General features: G+C 73.0%; 16 protein-coding genes. 10 read left to right on the top strand and 6 right to left on the bottom strand.

Annotation, left to right across the window (positions count from 1 at the left end; all coding sequences use genetic code 11):
* The first annotated feature begins 88 nt into the window (after positions 1–88).
* Positions 89–571, top strand: a complete 483-nt coding sequence (locus tag AB5J54_RS32930) for a hypothetical protein (RefSeq protein ID WP_369147561.1) — start codon at positions 89–91, stop codon at positions 569–571.
* 6 nt (positions 572–577) lie between these two features.
* Here AB5J54_RS32930 and sph read toward each other — a convergent pair whose 3' ends face one another.
* Positions 578–1,570, bottom strand: a complete 993-nt coding sequence (sph, locus tag AB5J54_RS32935; RefSeq protein ID WP_369147562.1) for a sphingomyelin phosphodiesterase — start codon at positions 1,568–1,570, stop codon at positions 578–580.
* 157 nt (positions 1,571–1,727) lie between these two features.
* Here sph and AB5J54_RS32940 point away from each other — a divergent pair, with 157 nt between their 5' ends.
* Together AB5J54_RS32940 and AB5J54_RS32945 are read left to right on the top strand one after the other, a co-directional pair.
* Entirely contained in the window at positions 1,728–2,216 is a 489-nt protein-coding gene (locus AB5J54_RS32940) for a hypothetical protein (RefSeq protein ID WP_369147563.1), read from the top strand.
* Between the two features lie 96 nt (positions 2,217–2,312).
* Positions 2,313–3,203 (top strand): oxygenase MpaB family protein, encoded by an 891-nt coding sequence (locus tag AB5J54_RS32945; RefSeq protein WP_369147564.1) that lies wholly within the window; start codon positions 2,313–2,315, stop codon positions 3,201–3,203.
* Between the two features lie 42 nt (positions 3,204–3,245).
* On the opposite strand, the gene AB5J54_RS32950 is transcribed toward AB5J54_RS32945, so the two are convergent.
* The gene (locus AB5J54_RS32950) at positions 3,246–4,796 is read right to left on the bottom strand and encodes a M1 family metallopeptidase (RefSeq protein ID WP_369147566.1); all 1,551 of its coding nucleotides are present in this window, start codon (positions 4,794–4,796) and stop codon (positions 3,246–3,248) included.
* 214 nt (positions 4,797–5,010) lie between these two features.
* Between AB5J54_RS32950 and AB5J54_RS32955 the strand changes: the two genes are divergently transcribed.
* The 3 genes from AB5J54_RS32955 to AB5J54_RS32965 all read left to right on the top strand — a co-directional run bounded on the left by AB5J54_RS32955 (position 5,011) and on the right by AB5J54_RS32965 (position 8,810).
* Positions 5,011–7,044: a Xaa-Pro dipeptidyl-peptidase gene (locus AB5J54_RS32955; protein ID WP_369147567.1), complete on the top strand. Its 2,034-nt coding sequence runs from the start codon at positions 5,011–5,013 to the stop codon at positions 7,042–7,044.
* Positions 7,045–7,081: 37 nt separating this feature from the next.
* Positions 7,082–8,389 (top strand): M14 family metallocarboxypeptidase, encoded by a 1,308-nt coding sequence (locus tag AB5J54_RS32960; protein ID WP_369147568.1) that lies wholly within the window; start codon positions 7,082–7,084, stop codon positions 8,387–8,389.
* 118 nt (positions 8,390–8,507) lie between these two features.
* A complete protein-coding gene (locus AB5J54_RS32965; RefSeq protein WP_369147569.1) occupies positions 8,508–8,810 on the top strand; it encodes a hypothetical protein in 303 nt (100 codons plus the stop codon).
* A gap of 65 nt (positions 8,811–8,875) precedes the next feature.
* On the opposite strand, the gene AB5J54_RS32970 is transcribed toward AB5J54_RS32965, so the two are convergent.
* Positions 8,876–9,832, bottom strand: coding sequence for an FAD-dependent oxidoreductase (locus AB5J54_RS32970; protein WP_369147570.1), 957 nt, complete (start codon positions 9,830–9,832; stop codon positions 8,876–8,878).
* A 70-nt stretch (positions 9,833–9,902) separates the two neighbouring features.
* Between AB5J54_RS32970 and AB5J54_RS32975 the strand changes: the two genes are divergently transcribed.
* From AB5J54_RS32975 to AB5J54_RS32990, 4 genes are read left to right on the top strand one after another with little or no spacing between them, the layout of a single operon-like run.
* Entirely contained in the window at positions 9,903–10,352 is a 450-nt protein-coding gene (locus tag AB5J54_RS32975) for a hypothetical protein (protein WP_369147571.1), read from the top strand.
* A 13-nt stretch (positions 10,353–10,365) separates the two neighbouring features.
* A complete protein-coding gene (locus AB5J54_RS32980; protein ID WP_369147572.1) occupies positions 10,366–12,003 on the top strand; it encodes an ABC-F family ATP-binding cassette domain-containing protein in 1,638 nt (545 codons plus the stop codon).
* A gap of 28 nt (positions 12,004–12,031) precedes the next feature.
* Entirely contained in the window at positions 12,032–12,775 is a 744-nt protein-coding gene (locus tag AB5J54_RS32985) for a 2-phosphosulfolactate phosphatase (RefSeq protein ID WP_369147573.1), read from the top strand.
* On the top strand, positions 12,772–13,173 hold the full coding sequence (locus tag AB5J54_RS32990; protein WP_369147574.1) for a hypothetical protein: 402 nt from the start codon (positions 12,772–12,774) through the stop codon (positions 13,171–13,173). Before AB5J54_RS32985 ends, AB5J54_RS32990 begins: the two co-directional genes overlap by 4 nt.
* A gap of 71 nt (positions 13,174–13,244) precedes the next feature.
* Here AB5J54_RS32990 and AB5J54_RS32995 read toward each other — a convergent pair whose 3' ends face one another.
* The 3 genes from AB5J54_RS32995 to AB5J54_RS33005 form a co-directional block, all read right to left on the bottom strand.
* The gene (locus tag AB5J54_RS32995; protein ID WP_369147575.1) at positions 13,245–13,691 is read right to left on the bottom strand and encodes a DUF2690 domain-containing protein; all 447 of its coding nucleotides are present in this window, start codon (positions 13,689–13,691) and stop codon (positions 13,245–13,247) included.
* Positions 13,692–13,821: 130 nt separating this feature from the next.
* Complete coding sequence (locus tag AB5J54_RS33000) at positions 13,822–14,271, bottom strand: DUF2690 domain-containing protein (protein WP_369147576.1); 450 nt, start codon at positions 14,269–14,271, stop codon at positions 13,822–13,824.
* A 211-nt stretch (positions 14,272–14,482) separates the two neighbouring features.
* Complete coding sequence (locus AB5J54_RS33005; RefSeq protein WP_369147577.1) at positions 14,483–16,921, bottom strand: Tex-like N-terminal domain-containing protein; 2,439 nt, start codon at positions 16,919–16,921, stop codon at positions 14,483–14,485.
* Between the last annotated feature and the right edge of the window lie 39 nt (positions 16,922–16,960).

The following is a 16,960-nucleotide window of genomic DNA, read 5'->3' on the forward strand; positions in this document are numbered from 1 at the left end:
GGGGGCGGGGTGTCGTAGGAGTGTTCGACCCGGCGGGCTAGAGTCGGCGGCTGTTCACAGTCGGGGGCACAGGAGTGCAGGGGGAGAGATGTACGCGCAACTCAGGGAGACGGCCGACGAGTTGGCCGGGGTCCTGTGGCGGGAGCACACCGTCTACCGGGAGCGGGGCGGCGGTGTGGTGATCCGCGGCGAGCACGTGCGCCGCTGGATCAGCCTCGCCCCGACCGGGGGCAAGGACCGGGCGCTGCTGCGGGCCGGGCGGATCCTGGACGGCGGGACGACCGCCCCGGCCCGTACGGAGGTGGTCGTCGACCTGACCGCCGGGACGGCGGAGCTCGCGGCCGTCTGCCGCCGGCTGCTCGCCGAGGTCGCCGCGGCCGCCGCGCCCGCCGAGCCGGTGCGGGAAGAGGGAAGGGACAGGAAGGCGGGGCGGGCGGCTCGCGCCGACCGCCCCGCCCGGCCGCCCCGCAGGGAGCGGCACACGAGTCTCGGTTCCTTCTTCGTCCTGCTCTGCGTCGCCGGAGTGCTCGGTGTCTGGCTGTACGGCGTCTTCGGCGGCTACGGGTACTGACCCGGGTCAGTACGCCGTGACGGGGTAGTGGTCCGAGAGGTTCGTGTAGGTGTACTGCGTGCCCCAGCTGGACACCGTCCACGGCGCGCTCCGCTCCGGGACCACGTTGTTGGTCCAGCCGGCGGGCCGGGCGTTCCCGGAGCGGTAGAGGACGTAGTCGAGGTCCTCGCGCGGGTCGTCCGGGTAGCGGTAGGACGCGATCGAGTTCAGCTCGGTGTCGAAGGAGTACGGGTGGCCGGTGCGGGCGTCGGCCGGCGCCAGGTCCGCGTCGGCGAGCATCGTGCCGTACTCGGGGCTGTGCGAGTCGACGTTCATGTCACCGGCGACGATGACCTGCTCGTTCGCCGGGATGTTCTTGGCGTCGAGGAAGGCGTCGATCGTCTTGAACTGCCGGCTGCGCATCTGCGCCGCCTCGCCCGCCGAGCAGCCCGGGTCGGTGGACTGGGCGTGCGTGCCGACGACGTGGACGCGGGTGCCGTTCACGTCGAGCACCGTGTAGGCGAAGCCCTTGTTCGAGTACCAGTCGGCACCGCAGGCGTCCTTGTAGACGTACTGCTCCTTGCGGACGATCGGCCACTTGCTGAGGATCGTCACGCCGCCGTCCTCGGGCGTGGTCGAGGAGTAGGACCCGCCGGTGGCGTCCCAGCCGGTCTTGCTGCGGCCGACGACGGGCGTCTGGTACGGGTACTGCGCGGCGGCGTTCGCCTTGAGGGCGTCCGAGGCGGAGTTGTCGAAGATCTCCTGGAGCACCACGACGTCCTGCCCCTGGAAGAAGGGGGCGGCGGGGATCGCCTTGGCCCGGTGGTCCTGGCCCCAGTTCGGGTACAGGGTCTTGGAGAACAGGAACGTGTTGTACGTGAGCACCTTCAGGCGCGGGGCCTCCGTGGAGGCGGCGGACGCGGCCGGGGCGGCCGTCGCCAGGGTGGCGGCGGCGAGCGCGAGCGAAAGGGCGGCGCCGGGGGCGCGGCGGAGCGCGGCGAACGACACGTGAACTCCCATGGGTACGTGGGGGGTTGGGCTGGCGCGCACATACAATCAGCCGTGGTTACCTTCCGGTAGCCTCCGGGTGCCGGGAATCTTGCCGAGCCCGCAAGATCACGCCAACTCTCCTCACGGTGTCCGATTTGACGTGATTTGGAGCAGGTAGAATGCGCGCATGACCCTCGCTACGAACTCCACTGTCTTCAAGATGGACCTCGGTCCGCTCAACCCCGTCTGGGCCGAGCTCATCCTCGGTCTGGTGTTGTTCGGGATCACCTTCCTGATCCTGGCGAAGGGCATCCTTCCGAAGATCAAGCGCACCCTCGACGAGCGCGACGACGCCATCGAGGGCGGCACCGGCCGCGCCGACGACCTGCGCGCCGAGGCCACCGCCATCCGCGAGCAGTACGAGGCGGAGCTCGCCGAGGCCCGCCACGAGGCCGCGCGCATCCGCTCCCAGGCCACCGAGGAGGGCTCGGCCGCCATCGCCGCCGCCCGCGCCGAGGGCCAGGTCGAGCGCGACGCGATCCTCGCCGCCGGCACCGCCAGGATCGCCGAGGAGCGCGCCGCCGCCGAGCGCGAGCTCAACGCCGACGTCGACGCCTGGGCCCACGCCCTCGCCGCCCGCATCGTCGGCGAGCCGGTCGGCGCCGACCGCGCCTGACCCCGTACTCCCCGGAAGGGGCCGTCACCCGGGCCGCAGCGCCCGCGTGACGGCCCCTTCGTCATGGGTGCAGCCTGGACAGAGGAGGAGAAGGCGATGGCCATGGACCGTGTGAAGCCGCTCGACCGGGCCCCGGCCGGTCACGAGCCCGTACCGCCGCCCGTCGGCGGAGTGCTGTGGAGCGTCGCGGGGGACGTCCGGGCGCTGCTGATGCTGCCCGCCGCCCTCACCCTCCAGGTCGCCCACCCCGCGATCGGCGCCGGCGTCGACGACCACTCCGTCTTCCGTACAGACCCCTGGGGACGCGGCGAGCGCTCCCTGCGCTCGCTCCAGCTGTGGATCTACGGCGGCGAGGAAGCCGCCAGGGAGGGCCGCCGGCTCCGGGAACTGCACCGGACCATCCAGGGCACCGACGCCCACGGCCGCCGCTACCACGCCCTCACCCCGGCCTACTACTCCTGGGTGCACGCCACCGGCTTCCCCGTCTACCGGCACGGGCTCCGCCTCCTCGCCCGCCCGCTTACCGAGGCGCAGGAACGGCAGCTGTACGCCGAGTGGCTCCAGGTCGGCCGGATCCTCGGCATCCACGACCGGGACATGCCGCAGACGATCGAGGCGTTCTGGCCGTACTACCGGAAGGTCCTCGCCGAGGAGATCGAGGCCACCACCGTCGTACGGGAGCTGCTCGACACGGATCTGCCGCTGCCCGCCCCGGACCGCGGCCCGCTGCCGCTCCGGCTCGTCCTCCGCCTCCTCTGGCCCGTCCTGCGCCGCCCCTTCCTGCGGCTGCGCGCCTTCCTCACCGTCGGCCTCATGCCGCCGGACGCCCGCGAGGCCATCGGCCTGGAGTGGACGGACGCCCAGGAACGCGCCCTGCGCCGGTTCGCCCGGATCGTCCGGGCCGTGGTCCCGGTCCTCCCCGAGCGCCTGCGCTACCTGCCCCTGGCCCGGAAGGCCCGCGAGGCCGCCCGCCGCGCCCAGCGCTGACGGACGGCCTCGCGGTGCCGGGTCCCTCGGGGTTCCTCGGGATCAGTGCCCGGCGTGGTTCCCGGGAGCCTCGTTCTCGTGGATCGTGTTCGTCTCCGCGATCTTCTTCCACGACTTCGGCTGGGCGGGCTTCGCCGGCTTCGCGGCGGAGCGGGACGACGGCGCCGCCGCCGGGGCGGACAGGCCCGCCGCCGTCGCCGAGGAGGCGGCCGGCTTCGACGGCTGGTACAGCCAGGTGTCGAAGAGACCGGCGAGCGGCTTGCCGGAGATCCGCTCCGCGTACCGCACGAAGTCCGAGACGTGCGCGTTGCCGTAGGCGTTCTCCTGCGGCCAGCCCTTCAGGATCGCGAAGAAGTCCTCGTCGCCGAGCTCGTTGCGCAGCGCCTGGAGCGCCAGCGCACCCCGGTCGTACACGGCGATGTGGAACTGGTTGTCGGCGCCCGGGTCACCCGGCTTCACCGTCCAGAACGGGTCGTCGGCCGTCCGCGTGGCGTACACGTAGTCCGCCAGCTCCTGGGCCGTGCCCTCGCCCTCCTTCTCCGACCACAGCCACTGGCTGTAGCGGGCGAAGCCCTCGTTGACCCAGATGTCCTTCCAGTCCTTGACGGACACGCTGTCGCCGTACCACTGGTGCGCCAGCTCGTGGACGACCACCGACACGTTCGCGCCGTTGGCGAACTGCCGCGGGCTGTAGAACGGACGGGTCTGCGTCTCCAGGGCGAAACCGCTGGTCACGTTCGGCACGTAGCCGCCGAGGGAGTTGAAGGGGTACGGCCCGAAGACCGACTCCAGCCACTCCGCCACCTCGGTCGTGCGCTCGATCGAGGCGCGCGCCGCGCCCGCGTTGTCGCCGAGGTCCTTGCTGTAGGCGTTGAGGACGGGCAGCCCGTTCGCGGTCTTGTCCGTCGTGATGTCGAACCTGCCGACGGCCAGCGTCGCCAGGTAGGTCGCCTGCGGCTTGTTGGAGCGCCAGTTGTAGCGGGTCCAGCCGAGCCGCGAGGACTGCGACTGCAGCACACCGTTGCTGATGGCCTGGTGGCCGTCCGGCACCAGGACCGACACGTCGAAGGTCGCCTTGTCCAGCGGGTGGTCGTTGGACGGGAACCACCAGACGGCCGAGTCCGGCTCCTGCGCGGCGACGCCGCCGTCCGGGGTGCGGGCCCAGGCCGACCAGCCGTCGATCTTGAACTCGGAGGGCTTGCCCGCGTAGCGGACGACCACCGAGATCGACGTGTTCTTCGCCAGCGGGCTCGCCGGGGTGACCTCCAGCTCGTGGTCGCCCGAGGAGGCGAACTTCGCCAGGCGCCCGTTCACCCGGATCTCACTGACCTTCAGACCGAGGTCCAGGTTGAAGCGGGACAGGTCCTGCTTGGTGGTGGCCAGGATCGTGGCCGTGCCCTCCAGCAGGTCCGTGGCCGGCTGGTACTTCAGGCGCAGGTCGTAATGGGAGACGTCGTAGCCGCCGTTGCCGCTGGCGGGGTAGTAGGAGTCGCCGATGCCCGGGGCGCCCGGGGTGAAGGAGGCGGCCGATGCCGGGATCGCCAGCAGCAGCGAGGCCGCGAGGGCGCTCGGAACGATGAGTCTGCGGTGCACGGGTGCTCCCCAAGTCATAAGAAACGTAAGACGCGCGGGTGGTCGTCGGTCCTTAGTTCGGACCCTATTCAGCCCCCCGACGCACCGTCACGTCCAGAGGACCCCCTGTCACACGATCGCCATTCGGCCGACATGTACCGTGCGCCACCCGAATCCCACCCGAATGCCTCCGGCACTCTTTTGCCCGGGAGTTGACCGGGGTACGTTCCGGCGCATGCCGATGCGAAAGCGGAGAACCCGCGGAGCCCGACTGACGTACGGAACCCTCGTGTCCGCGGCCACGGCCGCCCTGTTCGCCACCCTGGTCACCCCCGCCGGAGCCCTGCCGGAACCGGCCGCGCCCGCCGCGCCCTTCGTACGGGAGTCCCGCCCGGTCCACTCGTACGCCGACGCCATCCGTGAGTCCGTCTGGGTGGACACCGGCCTCGACGGCGACGGCGACGGACGCGCCGACCGGGTCGCCGTCGACATCGTGCGCCCCCGCGAGCCCGCCGCGGCCGGCCGGAAGATCCCGGTCATCATGGACGCCAGCCCGTACTACGCCTGCTGCGGACGCGGCAACGAGGGCCAGAAGAAGACCTACGACACCGACGGGAACCCCGTCCAGCTCCCGCTCTTCTACGACAACTACTTCGTCCCCCGCGGCTACGCCTTCGTCGCCGTCGACCTCGCCGGCACCAACCGCTCCGACGGCTGCGACGACGTCGGCGGACGCTCCGACGTCCGGTCCGCGAAGGCCGTCGTCGACTGGCTGAACGGCCGCGCCCGCGGCTACACCTCCCGCACCGGAGGGAACCCGGCCCGCGCCACCACCTGGAGCACCGGGAACGTCGGCATGATCGGCAAGAGCTGGGACGGCACCATCGCCAACGGCGTCGCCGCCACCGGCGTCGAAGGGCTGAAAACGATCGTTCCGATCGGTGCCATCTCGTCCTGGTACGACTACTTCCACTCACAGGGCGCCCCGCTCTACAACGCCAACCCGAGCTGGCTCTCCGCGTACGTGAACAGCCCCGAGGCGCAGGGCCGCTGCGGCGCCGTCCAGGACCGCGTCACCGCCGCCACCCCCTACAGCGGCGACTGGACCCCGGCCTGGACCGAGCGCGACCACGTCAAGGACGCCGGCAAGGTCAGGGCCAGCGTCTTCGTCGTCCACGGACAGCAGGACCTCAATGTCCGCGCCGGCCAGTTCGGCCAGTGGTGGGACGCGCTCGCCGCCCACGGCGTCGAGCGGAAGATCTGGCTCTCCCAGACCGGCCACGTCGACCCCTTCGACTTCCGGCGCGCCGACTGGGTCCGCACCCTGCACCGCTGGTTCGACCACTACCTCCTCGGCTACGACAACGGCGTCGACCGCGAGCCCGTCGCCGACATCGAGCGCGCCCCGGACGTCTGGACCACCGACCGGCAGTGGCCGGCGCGCGGCACCGCGACCACCACCATGCGCCCGGTGCGCACCGCCCAGCCCGGCGCGGGCGGCCTCGGCCTCACCCCCGCCGCGCCCGGCTCGACCGCCGCCTTCACCGACGACCCGGGCCTCGGCGAGCTCGACTGGGCCGCCCGGATCGACGAGGACACCCCGGAGAAGGCCGGGTTCGTGACCCGCCCGCTCTCCCGTGACCTGCGGATCTCCGGCTCCTCGAAGGTGACGGTCACCGCGACCCCCACCACCTCCACCGCGCACCTCTCCGCCGTCCTCGTCGACCTCGGGCCCGACACGATCCGGGACTACGGCGCCGCCGGCGAGGGCATCACCACCCTCACCGACCGCACCTGCTGGGGCGCGAGCACGCCGGGCGACAGCGCCTGCTTCAAGGAGACCGCGGCCCGGACGACGGACGTCGCGTACAACGTCGTCAGCCGGGGCTGGGCCGACCTCGGCACCTGGGCCGATCCGGGCAAGGAGCGCCCGCTGACCCCCGGAAGGGCGTACACCCTCACCCTGAACCTCGCCGCGACCGACCACGTCGTGCCGGCCGGCCACCGGCTCGCCCTGATCGTCGGCGGCACCGACAGGGACCTCCTCGACCCTCCGTCGACCACCCCGACCCTCACCCTCGACCTCTCCCGCACCTGGGCGAAGGTGCCGCTGGTCGGCGGCGCCGGGGCGTTCGCCCGGGCGACGACGGGCCCGGCCCCCGCCGTGCCCGCGCTCACCTCCGCCCCGTCCCTGACCAGCCCCGTCCCGCCGGCCGCCGTCAGCGGACCCCGCCTGCCGGGCCCGGTCCGTGAGGGAGCCGCCCGATGACCCCCCGTAACCGACCGGCCAGGACCGGGAGCAGCCGATGAACCCCCGTACCGGACACCGGCGTTCCCGCCGGACCCTCGCCCTCGCCGTGGGTGCCGCAGCCCTGGCCCTGCCGCTCGTCACCGTCCCCGCCAAGGCGGCGGACAGCGCGCCCGTCCAGGCCCTCCCGCGCACCGGCTTCGAGGAGAGCCGGGGCGGCCGGTGGACCACCGAGGCCGAGGAGGGGGAGTTCCTCGCGGCGGTCGACCGGGGGAGCGACCGGGTGGCGCTGCGCACGATCGGCACCACCGGGCAGGGCCGCCCGCTGCGGCTCGCCACCCTCGGCGCGGGCCCCACGACCGTGCTGCTCGTCTGCAGCCAGCACGGCGACGAGCCGGCGGGCCGGGAGGCCTGTCTGAGCACCGTGCGCGACCTCGCGTACGGCCGGGACGAGGAGACCCTGCGCGTCCTCGCCCGCACCACCCTCCTCGTCGTCCCCACCGCGAACCCCGACGGCCGCGAGGCCGACACCCGGGGCAACGGCGACGGCGTCGACGTCAACCGCGACCACCTCGCCCTGCGGACCGCCGAGGCGCGCGCGATCGCCGCCGTGATCCGCGACCGGAAGCCCGCACTCGTCTACGACCTCCACGAGTACGGCGCCACCCCCCGCTACTACGACAAGGACCTGCTCGCCCTCTGGCCCCGCAGCCTCGACGCCGACCCGCACGTCCACGACGAGTCCCGGACGCTCTCGGAGTCGTACGTCCGGCCGGCCGCCGGGCTCGCCGGCTACAGCAGCGGCATCTACGGCATCTGGACCGACCCCCTCACCGGCGAGCCGGTCAAGCAGGTCGCCGGTGACGGCCAGGAGCGGATCCTGCGCAACACGGCCGGCATCAAGCACTCCGCCGGACTGCTCGTCGAGACCCGGGTCGACGCCCTCGACCAGGCCGAGAAGGACGATCCGGCCCGCAACCACCGGCGCCGGGTCGCCACCCAGCACGCCGCCCTGGAAGGGGCGTTCGCCTACCTGGACGAGCGGCGCGGTCCGCTCACCGCGGCCACCGCCCTCGCCCGGGGCGCCGGCTTCGCCGACCGGGGCCCGGTCTACCTCGGCGGTGCCGACAACGATCCGGCCGAGCCGGCGGAGATCCTCGCCGACCCGCCCTGCGGCTACCGCCTGGACGCCGCCCAGTACGCCGAGGTGGGCGACGAACTCGCCCTGCACGGCGTGACCGTACGGAAGGAGGGAGCGGGGGTGTTCGTGCCGCTGCGCCAGTCGCAGCGCGCGCTCGTCCCACTGCTCCTGGACGCGCGGGCGGCCTATCACCTCGTCAGTGGGGGTCCTGTGGAGAGGTGTTGACGATCGGGTGCCCCCGGCACGGCGTGGCGCGATTCCGATGTTTGCCGAGGTAAAGTTACCTGCTGGTACTGACCATGCCTCGAACGGGCCGACCAGGCCCTGGAGTTGGAGAACCACCATGCGCCACATCAAGCCCGCGCGCCGTGCCCTGACGGCGCTGCTCGCCACGACGCTGCTCGCCGGGGGCGTGCTGCTCGGACAGACGGTGACGGCCGAGCCGGCCGCCGCCAAGACCATCACCTGCAACGTCAGCAAGCTGCGGGCGGACGCCCACAAGGAGCGCGACCGGGGCAACCAGCTCAAGCGCCTCGGCGCCAAGGACGAGGCCCGCAAGGCCTTCGCCCGCGCCGACGCCCTGGAGCGCAAGGCCAAGGCGTGCGCCGACGCGGACAACAACAGCAAGCCGCCGCTCTGGAAGTAGTACGTCACGCGGGGCGGTTGCCATCCGAAAGGACGGCGACCGCCCCGCGGTCGTTTCCGGACACGTCAGCCCATCGCCAGCTCCGCCGCCGCCTCCGCGCAGCCCCAGGCCACCGTCACCCCGGCGCCGCCGTGCCCGTAGTTGTGGACGAGCCGGCCGCCACCGGGCAGCGGCACCGCCTCGATCCGCACCCCGCCCACCCGCGCGGGCCGCAGGCCCACCCGGTGGCCCAGGACCCGGGCCCCCGCGATCTCCGGCCGCACCCGCGCGCACCGCGCCACGATCGCCGCCGCCGTCGCCGGATCCGGCGCGAGCCGCTCGTCGCCGTCCTCCGCCGTCCCGCCGAGCACCAGCCGGTCCTCGTGCGGGAAGTAGTAGGTGGTCTCGCCCGCCGACTCGTCCGCCGCCGTGAACCACTCCTCGATCCCCGGGTTCTCCACCAGGACCAACTGCCCCCGCACCGGCCGCAGTCCGGGATCCGGTACGAGCTCCCGCGCCGCGAGCCCCGTGCAGTCGACGACCACCGGGGCCTCCGCCGCCACCTCCTCGAAGCCGACGACCTCGCGCCGCTCGAAGGTCCCGCCCAAGGCCTCGAACCGGCCCCGCAGGAAGGCGAGATGGACCGGCATGTCGATCAGCGGCAGGCGCGCCGCGAGCCCCGTCCGGTACGGCCCCGGCACCTCCTCCGGCGCCAACTGCCGCAGCCCCTCGACCTCCCCTGCCCAGGGGCCGAGCCCGTCGAGGACCGTGCCCGCGTGGACCCCGGCCACCCACTGGACCCCGGTCCGCTCCGGACCGACGGCCATCCGCTCGTACACCCGCAGGGAGGTCAGCGCCCACGCGCCGACCTCGGCCGCGGGCTCGATCCGGTACGGCCACCACAGGGCGCCCGCCACCGCCGACGTCGTCCCCCACAGGTCGTCCCGGGACCAGATCCGCACCCGACGCCCGCGCTCCGCCAGCCGCGTCGCCGTCGCCAGGCCGACGACCCCGCCCCCCACCACGATCACGTCGTTCCTCATGCCCGGGACCGTACCGGGACCATGACATTTCCGGGACGGTGCGGCCACGGAAGCGGGAAACACTGGAGTCATGCCGGTCCCGTACACGCCCCTCGACCTCGTCTCCGCCGCCAGCCCGGTCGGCGAGCACCTCCACCACGACTTCCTCGTCGACGGCAGGCCGCTGCTCCACCGGCTCGACGAGACCGACGGCTTCGACACCGTCTCGCCCCTCGCGGCGGACCTCCCGCCGACCGTCCGCCCCGAGCACGCCCACCGTCTCCTCCTCGCCGACGGCACGCGCCAGGTGATCCACTCCTGCCCCGACTGCGAGGACCCCGGCTGCGGCACGGTCACCGCCGTCGTCGCCCGCGAGGGCTCGGACGTCGTCTGGCGCGACTTCGCGTGGCAGACCGGCCCCGCCGTCGACCTCGTACGCGAGGGCTACCCCGGCGTCGGCCCGTACCGCTTCCACGGCGCCGGCTACCGCTCCGTGCTCCTGCGGCTCCTCGAATCCTCGGCGTGTCGCCGCGTCGCCTAGGATTCGTTCCCTGATGACTGCAACCCTCGTCGCCAAGGACCTCGCCGCCGGCCACGGCGAACGCACCCTCTTCGCCGGGCTCGACCTCGTCGTCGCCCCCGGTGACGTCATCGGCCTCGTCGGCGTCAACGGCGCCGGCAAGTCGACCCTGCTGCGGCTGCTCGCCGGGCTCGACACCCCGGAGGAGGGCGAGCTGCGGCTCTCCCCGCCCACCGCCGTCGTCGGCCACCTCCCGCAGGAGCCCGAGCGGCGCCCGGGGGAGACGGTGCGCGAGTTCCTCGCCCGCCGTACCGGGGTCGCCGCCGCCCAGACCGCCATGGACGAGGCCACCCAGGGCCTCGTCGACGGCACGCCCGGCGCCGACGACGCGTACGCGATCACCCTGGAGCGCTGGCTGAACCTCGGCGGCGCCGACCTCGACGAGCGCGCCGAGGAGGTCGCCGACTCCCTCGGCCTCACCGTCGGCCTCGACCAGCCGATGACCGCCCTCTCCGGCGGCCAGGCCGCCCGCGCCGGTCTCGCCTCGCTGCTCCTCTCCCGCTACGACGTCTTCCTGCTCGACGAGCCCACGAACGACCTCGACCTCGAAGGCCTGGAGCGCCTGGAGGCCTTCGTGAAGGGGCTGCGCGCCGGGACGGTCGTCGTCAGCCACGACCGCGAGTTCCTCACCCGCACCGTCACCAAGGTCCTCGAACTCGACCTCGCCCAGCAGCAGATCACCCTGTACGGCGGCGGTTACGAGTCCTACCTGGAGGAGCGGGACACCGCCCGGCGGCACGCGCGCGAGGAGTACGAGGAGTACGCCGACAAGAAGGCCGCCCTGGAGGGGCGCGCCCTCATGCAGCGCAACTGGATGGACAAGGGCGTCCGCAACGCCCGCCGCAAGGCGTCCGACAACGACAAGATCGGCCGGAAGCTGCGCGGCGAGGCCAGCGAGAAGCAGGCCGCGAAGGCCCGGCAGACCCAGCGCATGATCGAGCGCCTCGACGTCGTCGACGAGCCCCGCAAGGAGTGGGAGCTGCGCATGGAGATCGCCGCCGCGCCGCGCTCCGGCTCGGTCGTGGCGACCCTGCGGGAGGCCGAGGTGCGCCGCGGCGACTTCTCCTTCGGTCCTGTCACCCTCCAGGTCGACTGGGCCGACCGGGTCGCCGTCACCGGGGCCAACGGCGCCGGGAAGTCGACCCTGCTCGCCGCGCTCCTCGGGCGTCTCCCGCTGGACTCCGGCGACGCGGTCCTCGGCTCGGGCGTCGTCGTGGGCGAGGTCGACCAGGCCCGGAAGCTGTTCCACGGCACGGAGACGCTCCTGGAGGCGTTCTGCGCGGCCGTGCCCGACACCGAGCCCGCCGAGGTGCGGACGCTGCTCGCCAAGTTCGGCCTGAAGGCCGTCCATGTGCTGCGGCCGGCCACCACGCTCTCCCCGGGCGAGCGGACGCGCGCCGCGCTCGCCCTGCTGCAGGGCCGGGGCGTGAACCTGCTCGTCCTGGACGAGCCGACCAACCACCTGGACCTGCCGGCCATCGAGCAGCTGGAGTCGGCCCTCGACTCGTACACCGGCACGCTGCTGCTCGTCACCCACGACCGGCGCATGCTGGACGCGGTCCGCACCACCCGCCGCATCGAGGTCGCCGACGGCAAGGTGACCGAGCTCTGATGCGGGTCTCCTTCGTGCGGGGCCCGCGGTGACGGTCTCCTTCGGCTGGGGCCCCGTCGAGGCGCGGGTCCTGGCCCCGGCGGCCGCCTGCGTGGTCGTCGTCGACGTGCTGTCCTTCACCACGGCCGTCGGCGTCGCCGTCGAGGGCGGCACCGCCGTCCTGCCGTACCGCTGGCGGGACGCCACGGCCGCCGCGTACGCCCGGGAGCACGGCGCCGCGCTCGCCGTCGGCCGGCGCGAGGCCACCGGGACGCACCCCTGGACCCTCTCCCCGGCCACCCTGCGCACGGCCACCATGCCCGACCGCCTGGTCCTGCCCTCCCCGAACGGCTCCACCATCGCGGCCGAGGCCGCCGCGGGCGGCGCGAGCGTCGTCGCCGCCTCCCTGCGCAACCACTCGGCCGTCGCCCGTCTGCTCGCCGACCGGGGCTACGGCACGGCGGACCGCCCGCTCGCCGTGATCGCCTCCGGCGAGCGGTGGCCCGACGGCTCGCTGCGCCCGGCGCTCGAAGACCTGCTGGGCGCGGGCGCGGTGCTGTCCGCCTTCGCGGGGACGCGTGCGGCGCAGACGCACACCCTGACCCCGGAGGCGACCGCGGCGGCCACGCTGTGGGACGCGACCGAGGACCCGGTCGCCGCCTTGCACGGCTGCGACTCGGGCCGTGAACTGTACGAGTACGGCTTTCCGCAGGACGTGGCCGTGGCCGCCGAGCTCGACGGCTCGACGCTCGTCCCGGTCCTGGTGGACGGCGCTTTCCAGGAGGCACGATGACCGACCTACTGACCCGGCTGACCGAGATGCTGGACGATCTGGACGCGGACGTGGACGAGACGATCGACCTCGCCGACGAGATCGCCGCATCGGGCGACACCGGTCTCCTGCCGCGCCTCCAGGCGGAGCTGGACCGCGCCCTCGCCGAGCGGAACGCCTACGCGCGGGAACTCCTCGGCGGCGTCCTCGCCGCCATCGGCGGACCGGACGTGCTCCCGGCCCTGATCCGTGCCTCCGCCGTGGACCTCGGGGACGACCAGGACGGCCTGGCCACCGAGATCGTCGAGCTCGTCCAGGCGGACCCGAAGGAGGCGCGCCGGCTCCTCCAGGCGATGACGGAGGACGACGACCTCTCGGTCGCCAACCGCGCCGACTGGGCGCTGCGCTTCCTGCCGTAGCCGCTCCGCGCGCGAAGAGGCCACAGCCCGATGGACTGTGGCCTCGTCGACGCGGGCGCGGGGCCTGCGGTCTACCAGAAGTTGCTGCAGGTCACGTTGCCGTTGTCGTTGATGCAGACGCGGTAGTAGGCGCTGCCGCTGCCCAGCATGTTGGACCAGTCGGCGCCCGCCTCGTAGGGGAACTGCACCGAGAGGCTGCGCTGGAAGTCGGTGCCGGGGCCCAGCCACTTCTCGATGGAGCCGTACCGGGGCCACCACTGGCTTCCGGAGGGGGACGTGGCGCGGACCCATCCGGCCTGACACGTGTTGGACCAGCGCAGCTCGGCCTTGAAGCCGTTGCCGTTGACCGTGCTCGCCTTGGTGACGGCGTCCTTGTCGCAGCCCTGGGAGACGGGGCCGGTGTTGTCGCAGCCGGAGCCGGAGCAGCCGGCGGCGTACGAGGTGCCCGCGAGCGGGACCAGGGCCATGGTCATGGCGGCGGCGGACACGCCCGCGATCTTTGCGAGTGCGTGCTTCATCTGTTGCGGATACCTCCGGGTGCGGACTCCGGCCCGCCGTGGAGGCCGAAGTTGATCTTGCAAGTCTGACATGTCTGCATCAGTCGGCAGGGTGGGGGCAGCCTGCGCGTCGACGCGGGGGCCGGCGGGTCTACCAGAAGGTGCTGCAGTCGATGTGGCCCGTGCCGGTGTCCTTGATGCAGGTGCGGTAGTAGTAGCCGCTGCCGCCGAGCATGTTGGACCAGTCCGAGCCCGGGTTGGGGAACTTCACCGAGAGGCTGCGCACGAAGCCGGTGCCGTAGCCCGACCACTTCTCGATGTAGCCGTACTTGTCCCACCACTGGCCACCGCTGGAGTCGGTCACGCGGACCCAGGCGGCCTGACAGGCGGGGGACCAGCGCAGCTCGGCCTTGAGGCCGCCGTCGGCGGTGGCGGTCGCCTTGGTGGTGGCGTCCTTGTCGCAGGCCTGCGAGACCGGGCCGAGGTTGTCGCAGCTGGTGCCGTAGCAGCCGGCGGCGTACGAGGTGCCGGCCAGCGGGATCAGGGCCATGGTCATCGCGGCGGCGGAAACTCCCGCCACCTTCGCGATCGCGCGCTTCATCTGTCGTCACTACCTCTGGGAGCAGGAACATGTCACGGCCTTCCGCGGAGGCCGGAGATGATCTTGGTCCCTTGTTCTGCTCGCGTCAACGGAAAAAACGGACGACCTGATTCAACATCCGGTGAACGCACGTCGTCCCCGCACACGCCCGATCGGGGTGTACGGGGACGACTCCGGCAGTCCGGTCGGAAACCGCCTCCGACCTGCGGTTCTATCGGCGCTTGCCGCCGCCTTCGCCGAGCAGGCCGGCCTTGCGGAGGGCGTCGGCCATCGCGCTGTTGGCGGGCGCGGGAGCCGTCGAGCGGTCCCGGCCGCCGCGGTCGTTCCGGTTGCCGCCCCGGTCCCCGCGGTCGTTCCTGTTCCCGCCCTCGGCCCGGCGGCCGCCGCCCTGACGCTGCTGCGGCGGACGGCCGGAGCGCTCGCCGCGGTCGCCGCGGTCGCCCCGGTCGCGCCGGGGCGCGCCGCCCTGGCCGTCGGCGCCCGGCTCGTCGTCGAGCCGCAGCGTCAGCGAGATCCGCTTGCGCGGGACGTCCACGTCCAGGACCTTCACCTTGACCACGTCGCCGGGCTTCACCACGTCGCGCGGGTCCTTGACGAAGGTCTTCGACATCGCCGACACATGGACCAGACCGTCCTGGTGCACACCGACGTCCACGAACGCGCCGAACGCGGCCACGTTGGTGACGACGCCCTCCAGGACCATCCCGGACTCCAGGTCGCCGATCTTCTCGACGCCCTCCTTGAAGGTCGCCGTGCGGAACGCCGGACGCGGGTCGCGGCCCGGCTTCTCCAGCTCGCGCAGGATGTCCGTCACCGTCGGCAGACCGAAGGTCTCGTCGACGAAGTCGTTCGCCCGCAGCGAGCGCAGCGCGCCCGTGTCGCCGATCAGGGCCGCGACCTCGCCGCCCGTCGCCTTCACCATCCGGCGCACCACCGGGTAAGCCTCCGGGTGTACCGCCGAGGCGTCGAGCGGGTCCTCGCCGCCCCGGATGCGCAGGAAGCCCGCGCACTGCTCGTACGCCTTCGGGCCGAGCCGCGCCACGTCCTTGAGCGCCTTGCGGGAGCGGAAGGGGCCGTTGGCGTCGCGGTGCGCGACGATGTTCTCGGCGAGGCCGCCGCTGATGCCCGAGACCCGCGAAAGCAGCGGCGCCGAGGCGGTGTTGACGTCCACGCCGACGCCGTTCACACAGTCCTCGACCACCGCGTCGAGCGAGCGCGAGAGCTTCACCTCGGCCAGGTCGTGCTGGTACTGGCCGACGCCGATGGACTTCGGGTCGATCTTCACCAGCTCCGCGAGCGGGTCCTGGAGCCGCCGGGCGATGGAGACGGCGCCGCGCAAGGACACGTCCAGGCCCGGGAGTTCCTGCGAGGCGAAGGCGGAGGCCGAGTAGACCGAGGCGCCGGCCTCCGAGACCATCACCTTGGTGAGCTGCAACTCGGGGTGCTTGGCGAGGAGTTCGGCCGCCAGCTTGTCGGTCTCGCGGGAGGCCGTGCCGTTGCCGATCGCGATCAGCTCGACCGCGTGCTCCTTCGCGAGCCGCGCCAGCTTCTCCAGCGCCTGGTCCCACTTGTTGGCGGGGACGTGCGGGTAGATCGTGTCGGTCGCGACGACCTTGCCGGTCGCGTCGACGACGGCGACCTTCACGCCCGTACGGAAACCGGGGTCGAGCCCGAGCGTCGCCCGGGTGCCGGCCGGGGCGGCGAGCAGCAGGTCCCGCAGGTTCGCCGCGAAGACCCGGACCGCCTCGTCCTCGGCGGCCGTCCGCAGCCGCAGCCGCAGGTCGATCCCGAGGTGCACCAGGATGCGGGTCCGCCAGGCCCAGCGGACCGTGTCCTGCAGCCACTTGTCACCGGGGCGGCCACGGTCGGCGACGCCGAAGCGGCCCGCGACGATCCCCTCGTACGAGGAAGGACCCTCCGTGGGCTCCTCCGGCTCCAGCTCCAGGCTGAGGGCGTCCTCCTTCTCGCCGCGCAGCATGGCGAGCACCCGGTGCGAGGGCAGCGCGGTGAAGGGCTCGGCGAAGTCGAAGTAGTCGGCGAACTTCGCTCCCGCCTCCTCCTGGCCCTCGCGCACCTTCGCCACCAGCCGTCCGCGGCCCCACATGCGCTCGCGCAGCTCGCCGATGAGGTCGGCGTCCTCGGAGAACTTCTCGGCGAGGATCGCCCGCGCGCCCTCCAGGGCCGCCGCGGCGTCCGCGACGCCCTTGTCGCCGTCCACGAAGGCCGCGGCGGCGGCCGCCGGCTCGACGGACGGATCGGCGAGCAGCCCCTCGGCCAGCGGCTCCAGACCGGCCTCGCGGGCGATCTGCGCCTTGGTCCGGCGCTTGGGCTTGAAGGGCAGGTAGATGTCCTCCAGGCGCGCCTTGGTGTCGGCCGCCCGCAGGGCCGCCTCCAGCTCCTCCGTCAGCTTGCCCTGCTCGCGGACCGAGTCGAGGATCGCCGACCGGCGGTCCTCCAGCTCGCGCAGATAGCGCAGCCGCTCCTCCAGGGTGCGCAGCTGCGCGTCGTCGAGCATCTCGGTCGCTTCCTTGCGGTAGCGCGCGATGAACGGCACGGTCGAACCGCCGTCGAGGAGCTCGACGGCTGCCTTCACCTGTCGCTCGCGTACGCCGAGCTCCTCGGCGATCCTTGCTTCGATGGACGTCGTCACGGTGTCCCGACTCGCCTTCTCGTGCCTCAAGCTTGCGAG

This window comes from Streptomyces sp. R44 (genome assembly GCF_041053105.1).
Classification (GTDB): domain Bacteria; phylum Actinomycetota; class Actinomycetes; order Streptomycetales; family Streptomycetaceae; genus Streptomyces.

Excerpts from the sequence above, each read along its gene's own strand:
- AB5J54_RS32980 (WP_369147572.1), top strand. The coding sequence starts at position 10,366 with ATGACTGCAACCCTCGTCGCCAAGGACCTCGCCGCCGGCCACGGCGAA.
- AB5J54_RS32990 (WP_369147574.1), top strand. The coding sequence starts at position 12,772 with ATGACCGACCTACTGACCCGGCTGACCGAGATGCTGGACGATCTGGAC.
- AB5J54_RS32975 (WP_369147571.1), top strand. The coding sequence starts at position 9,903 with ATGCCGGTCCCGTACACGCCCCTCGACCTCGTCTCCGCCGCCAGCCCG.
- AB5J54_RS32965 (WP_369147569.1), top strand. The coding sequence starts at position 8,508 with ATGCGCCACATCAAGCCCGCGCGCCGTGCCCTGACGGCGCTGCTCGCC.
- AB5J54_RS32995 (WP_369147575.1), bottom strand. The coding sequence starts at position 13,691 with ATGAAGCACGCACTCGCAAAGATCGCGGGCGTGTCCGCCGCCGCCATG.
- AB5J54_RS32955 (WP_369147567.1), top strand. The coding sequence starts at position 5,011 with ATGCCGATGCGAAAGCGGAGAACCCGCGGAGCCCGACTGACGTACGGA.
- AB5J54_RS33000 (WP_369147576.1), bottom strand. The coding sequence starts at position 14,271 with ATGAAGCGCGCGATCGCGAAGGTGGCGGGAGTTTCCGCCGCCGCGATG.
- AB5J54_RS32970 (WP_369147570.1), bottom strand. The coding sequence starts at position 9,832 with ATGAGGAACGACGTGATCGTGGTGGGGGGCGGGGTCGTCGGCCTGGCG.
- AB5J54_RS32940 (WP_369147563.1), top strand. The coding sequence starts at position 1,728 with ATGACCCTCGCTACGAACTCCACTGTCTTCAAGATGGACCTCGGTCCG.
- AB5J54_RS32960 (WP_369147568.1), top strand. The coding sequence starts at position 7,082 with ATGAACCCCCGTACCGGACACCGGCGTTCCCGCCGGACCCTCGCCCTC.
- sph (WP_369147562.1), bottom strand. The coding sequence starts at position 1,570 with ATGGGAGTTCACGTGTCGTTCGCCGCGCTCCGCCGCGCCCCCGGCGCC.
- AB5J54_RS32930 (WP_369147561.1), top strand. The coding sequence starts at position 89 with ATGTACGCGCAACTCAGGGAGACGGCCGACGAGTTGGCCGGGGTCCTG.
- AB5J54_RS32945 (WP_369147564.1), top strand. The coding sequence starts at position 2,313 with ATGGCCATGGACCGTGTGAAGCCGCTCGACCGGGCCCCGGCCGGTCAC.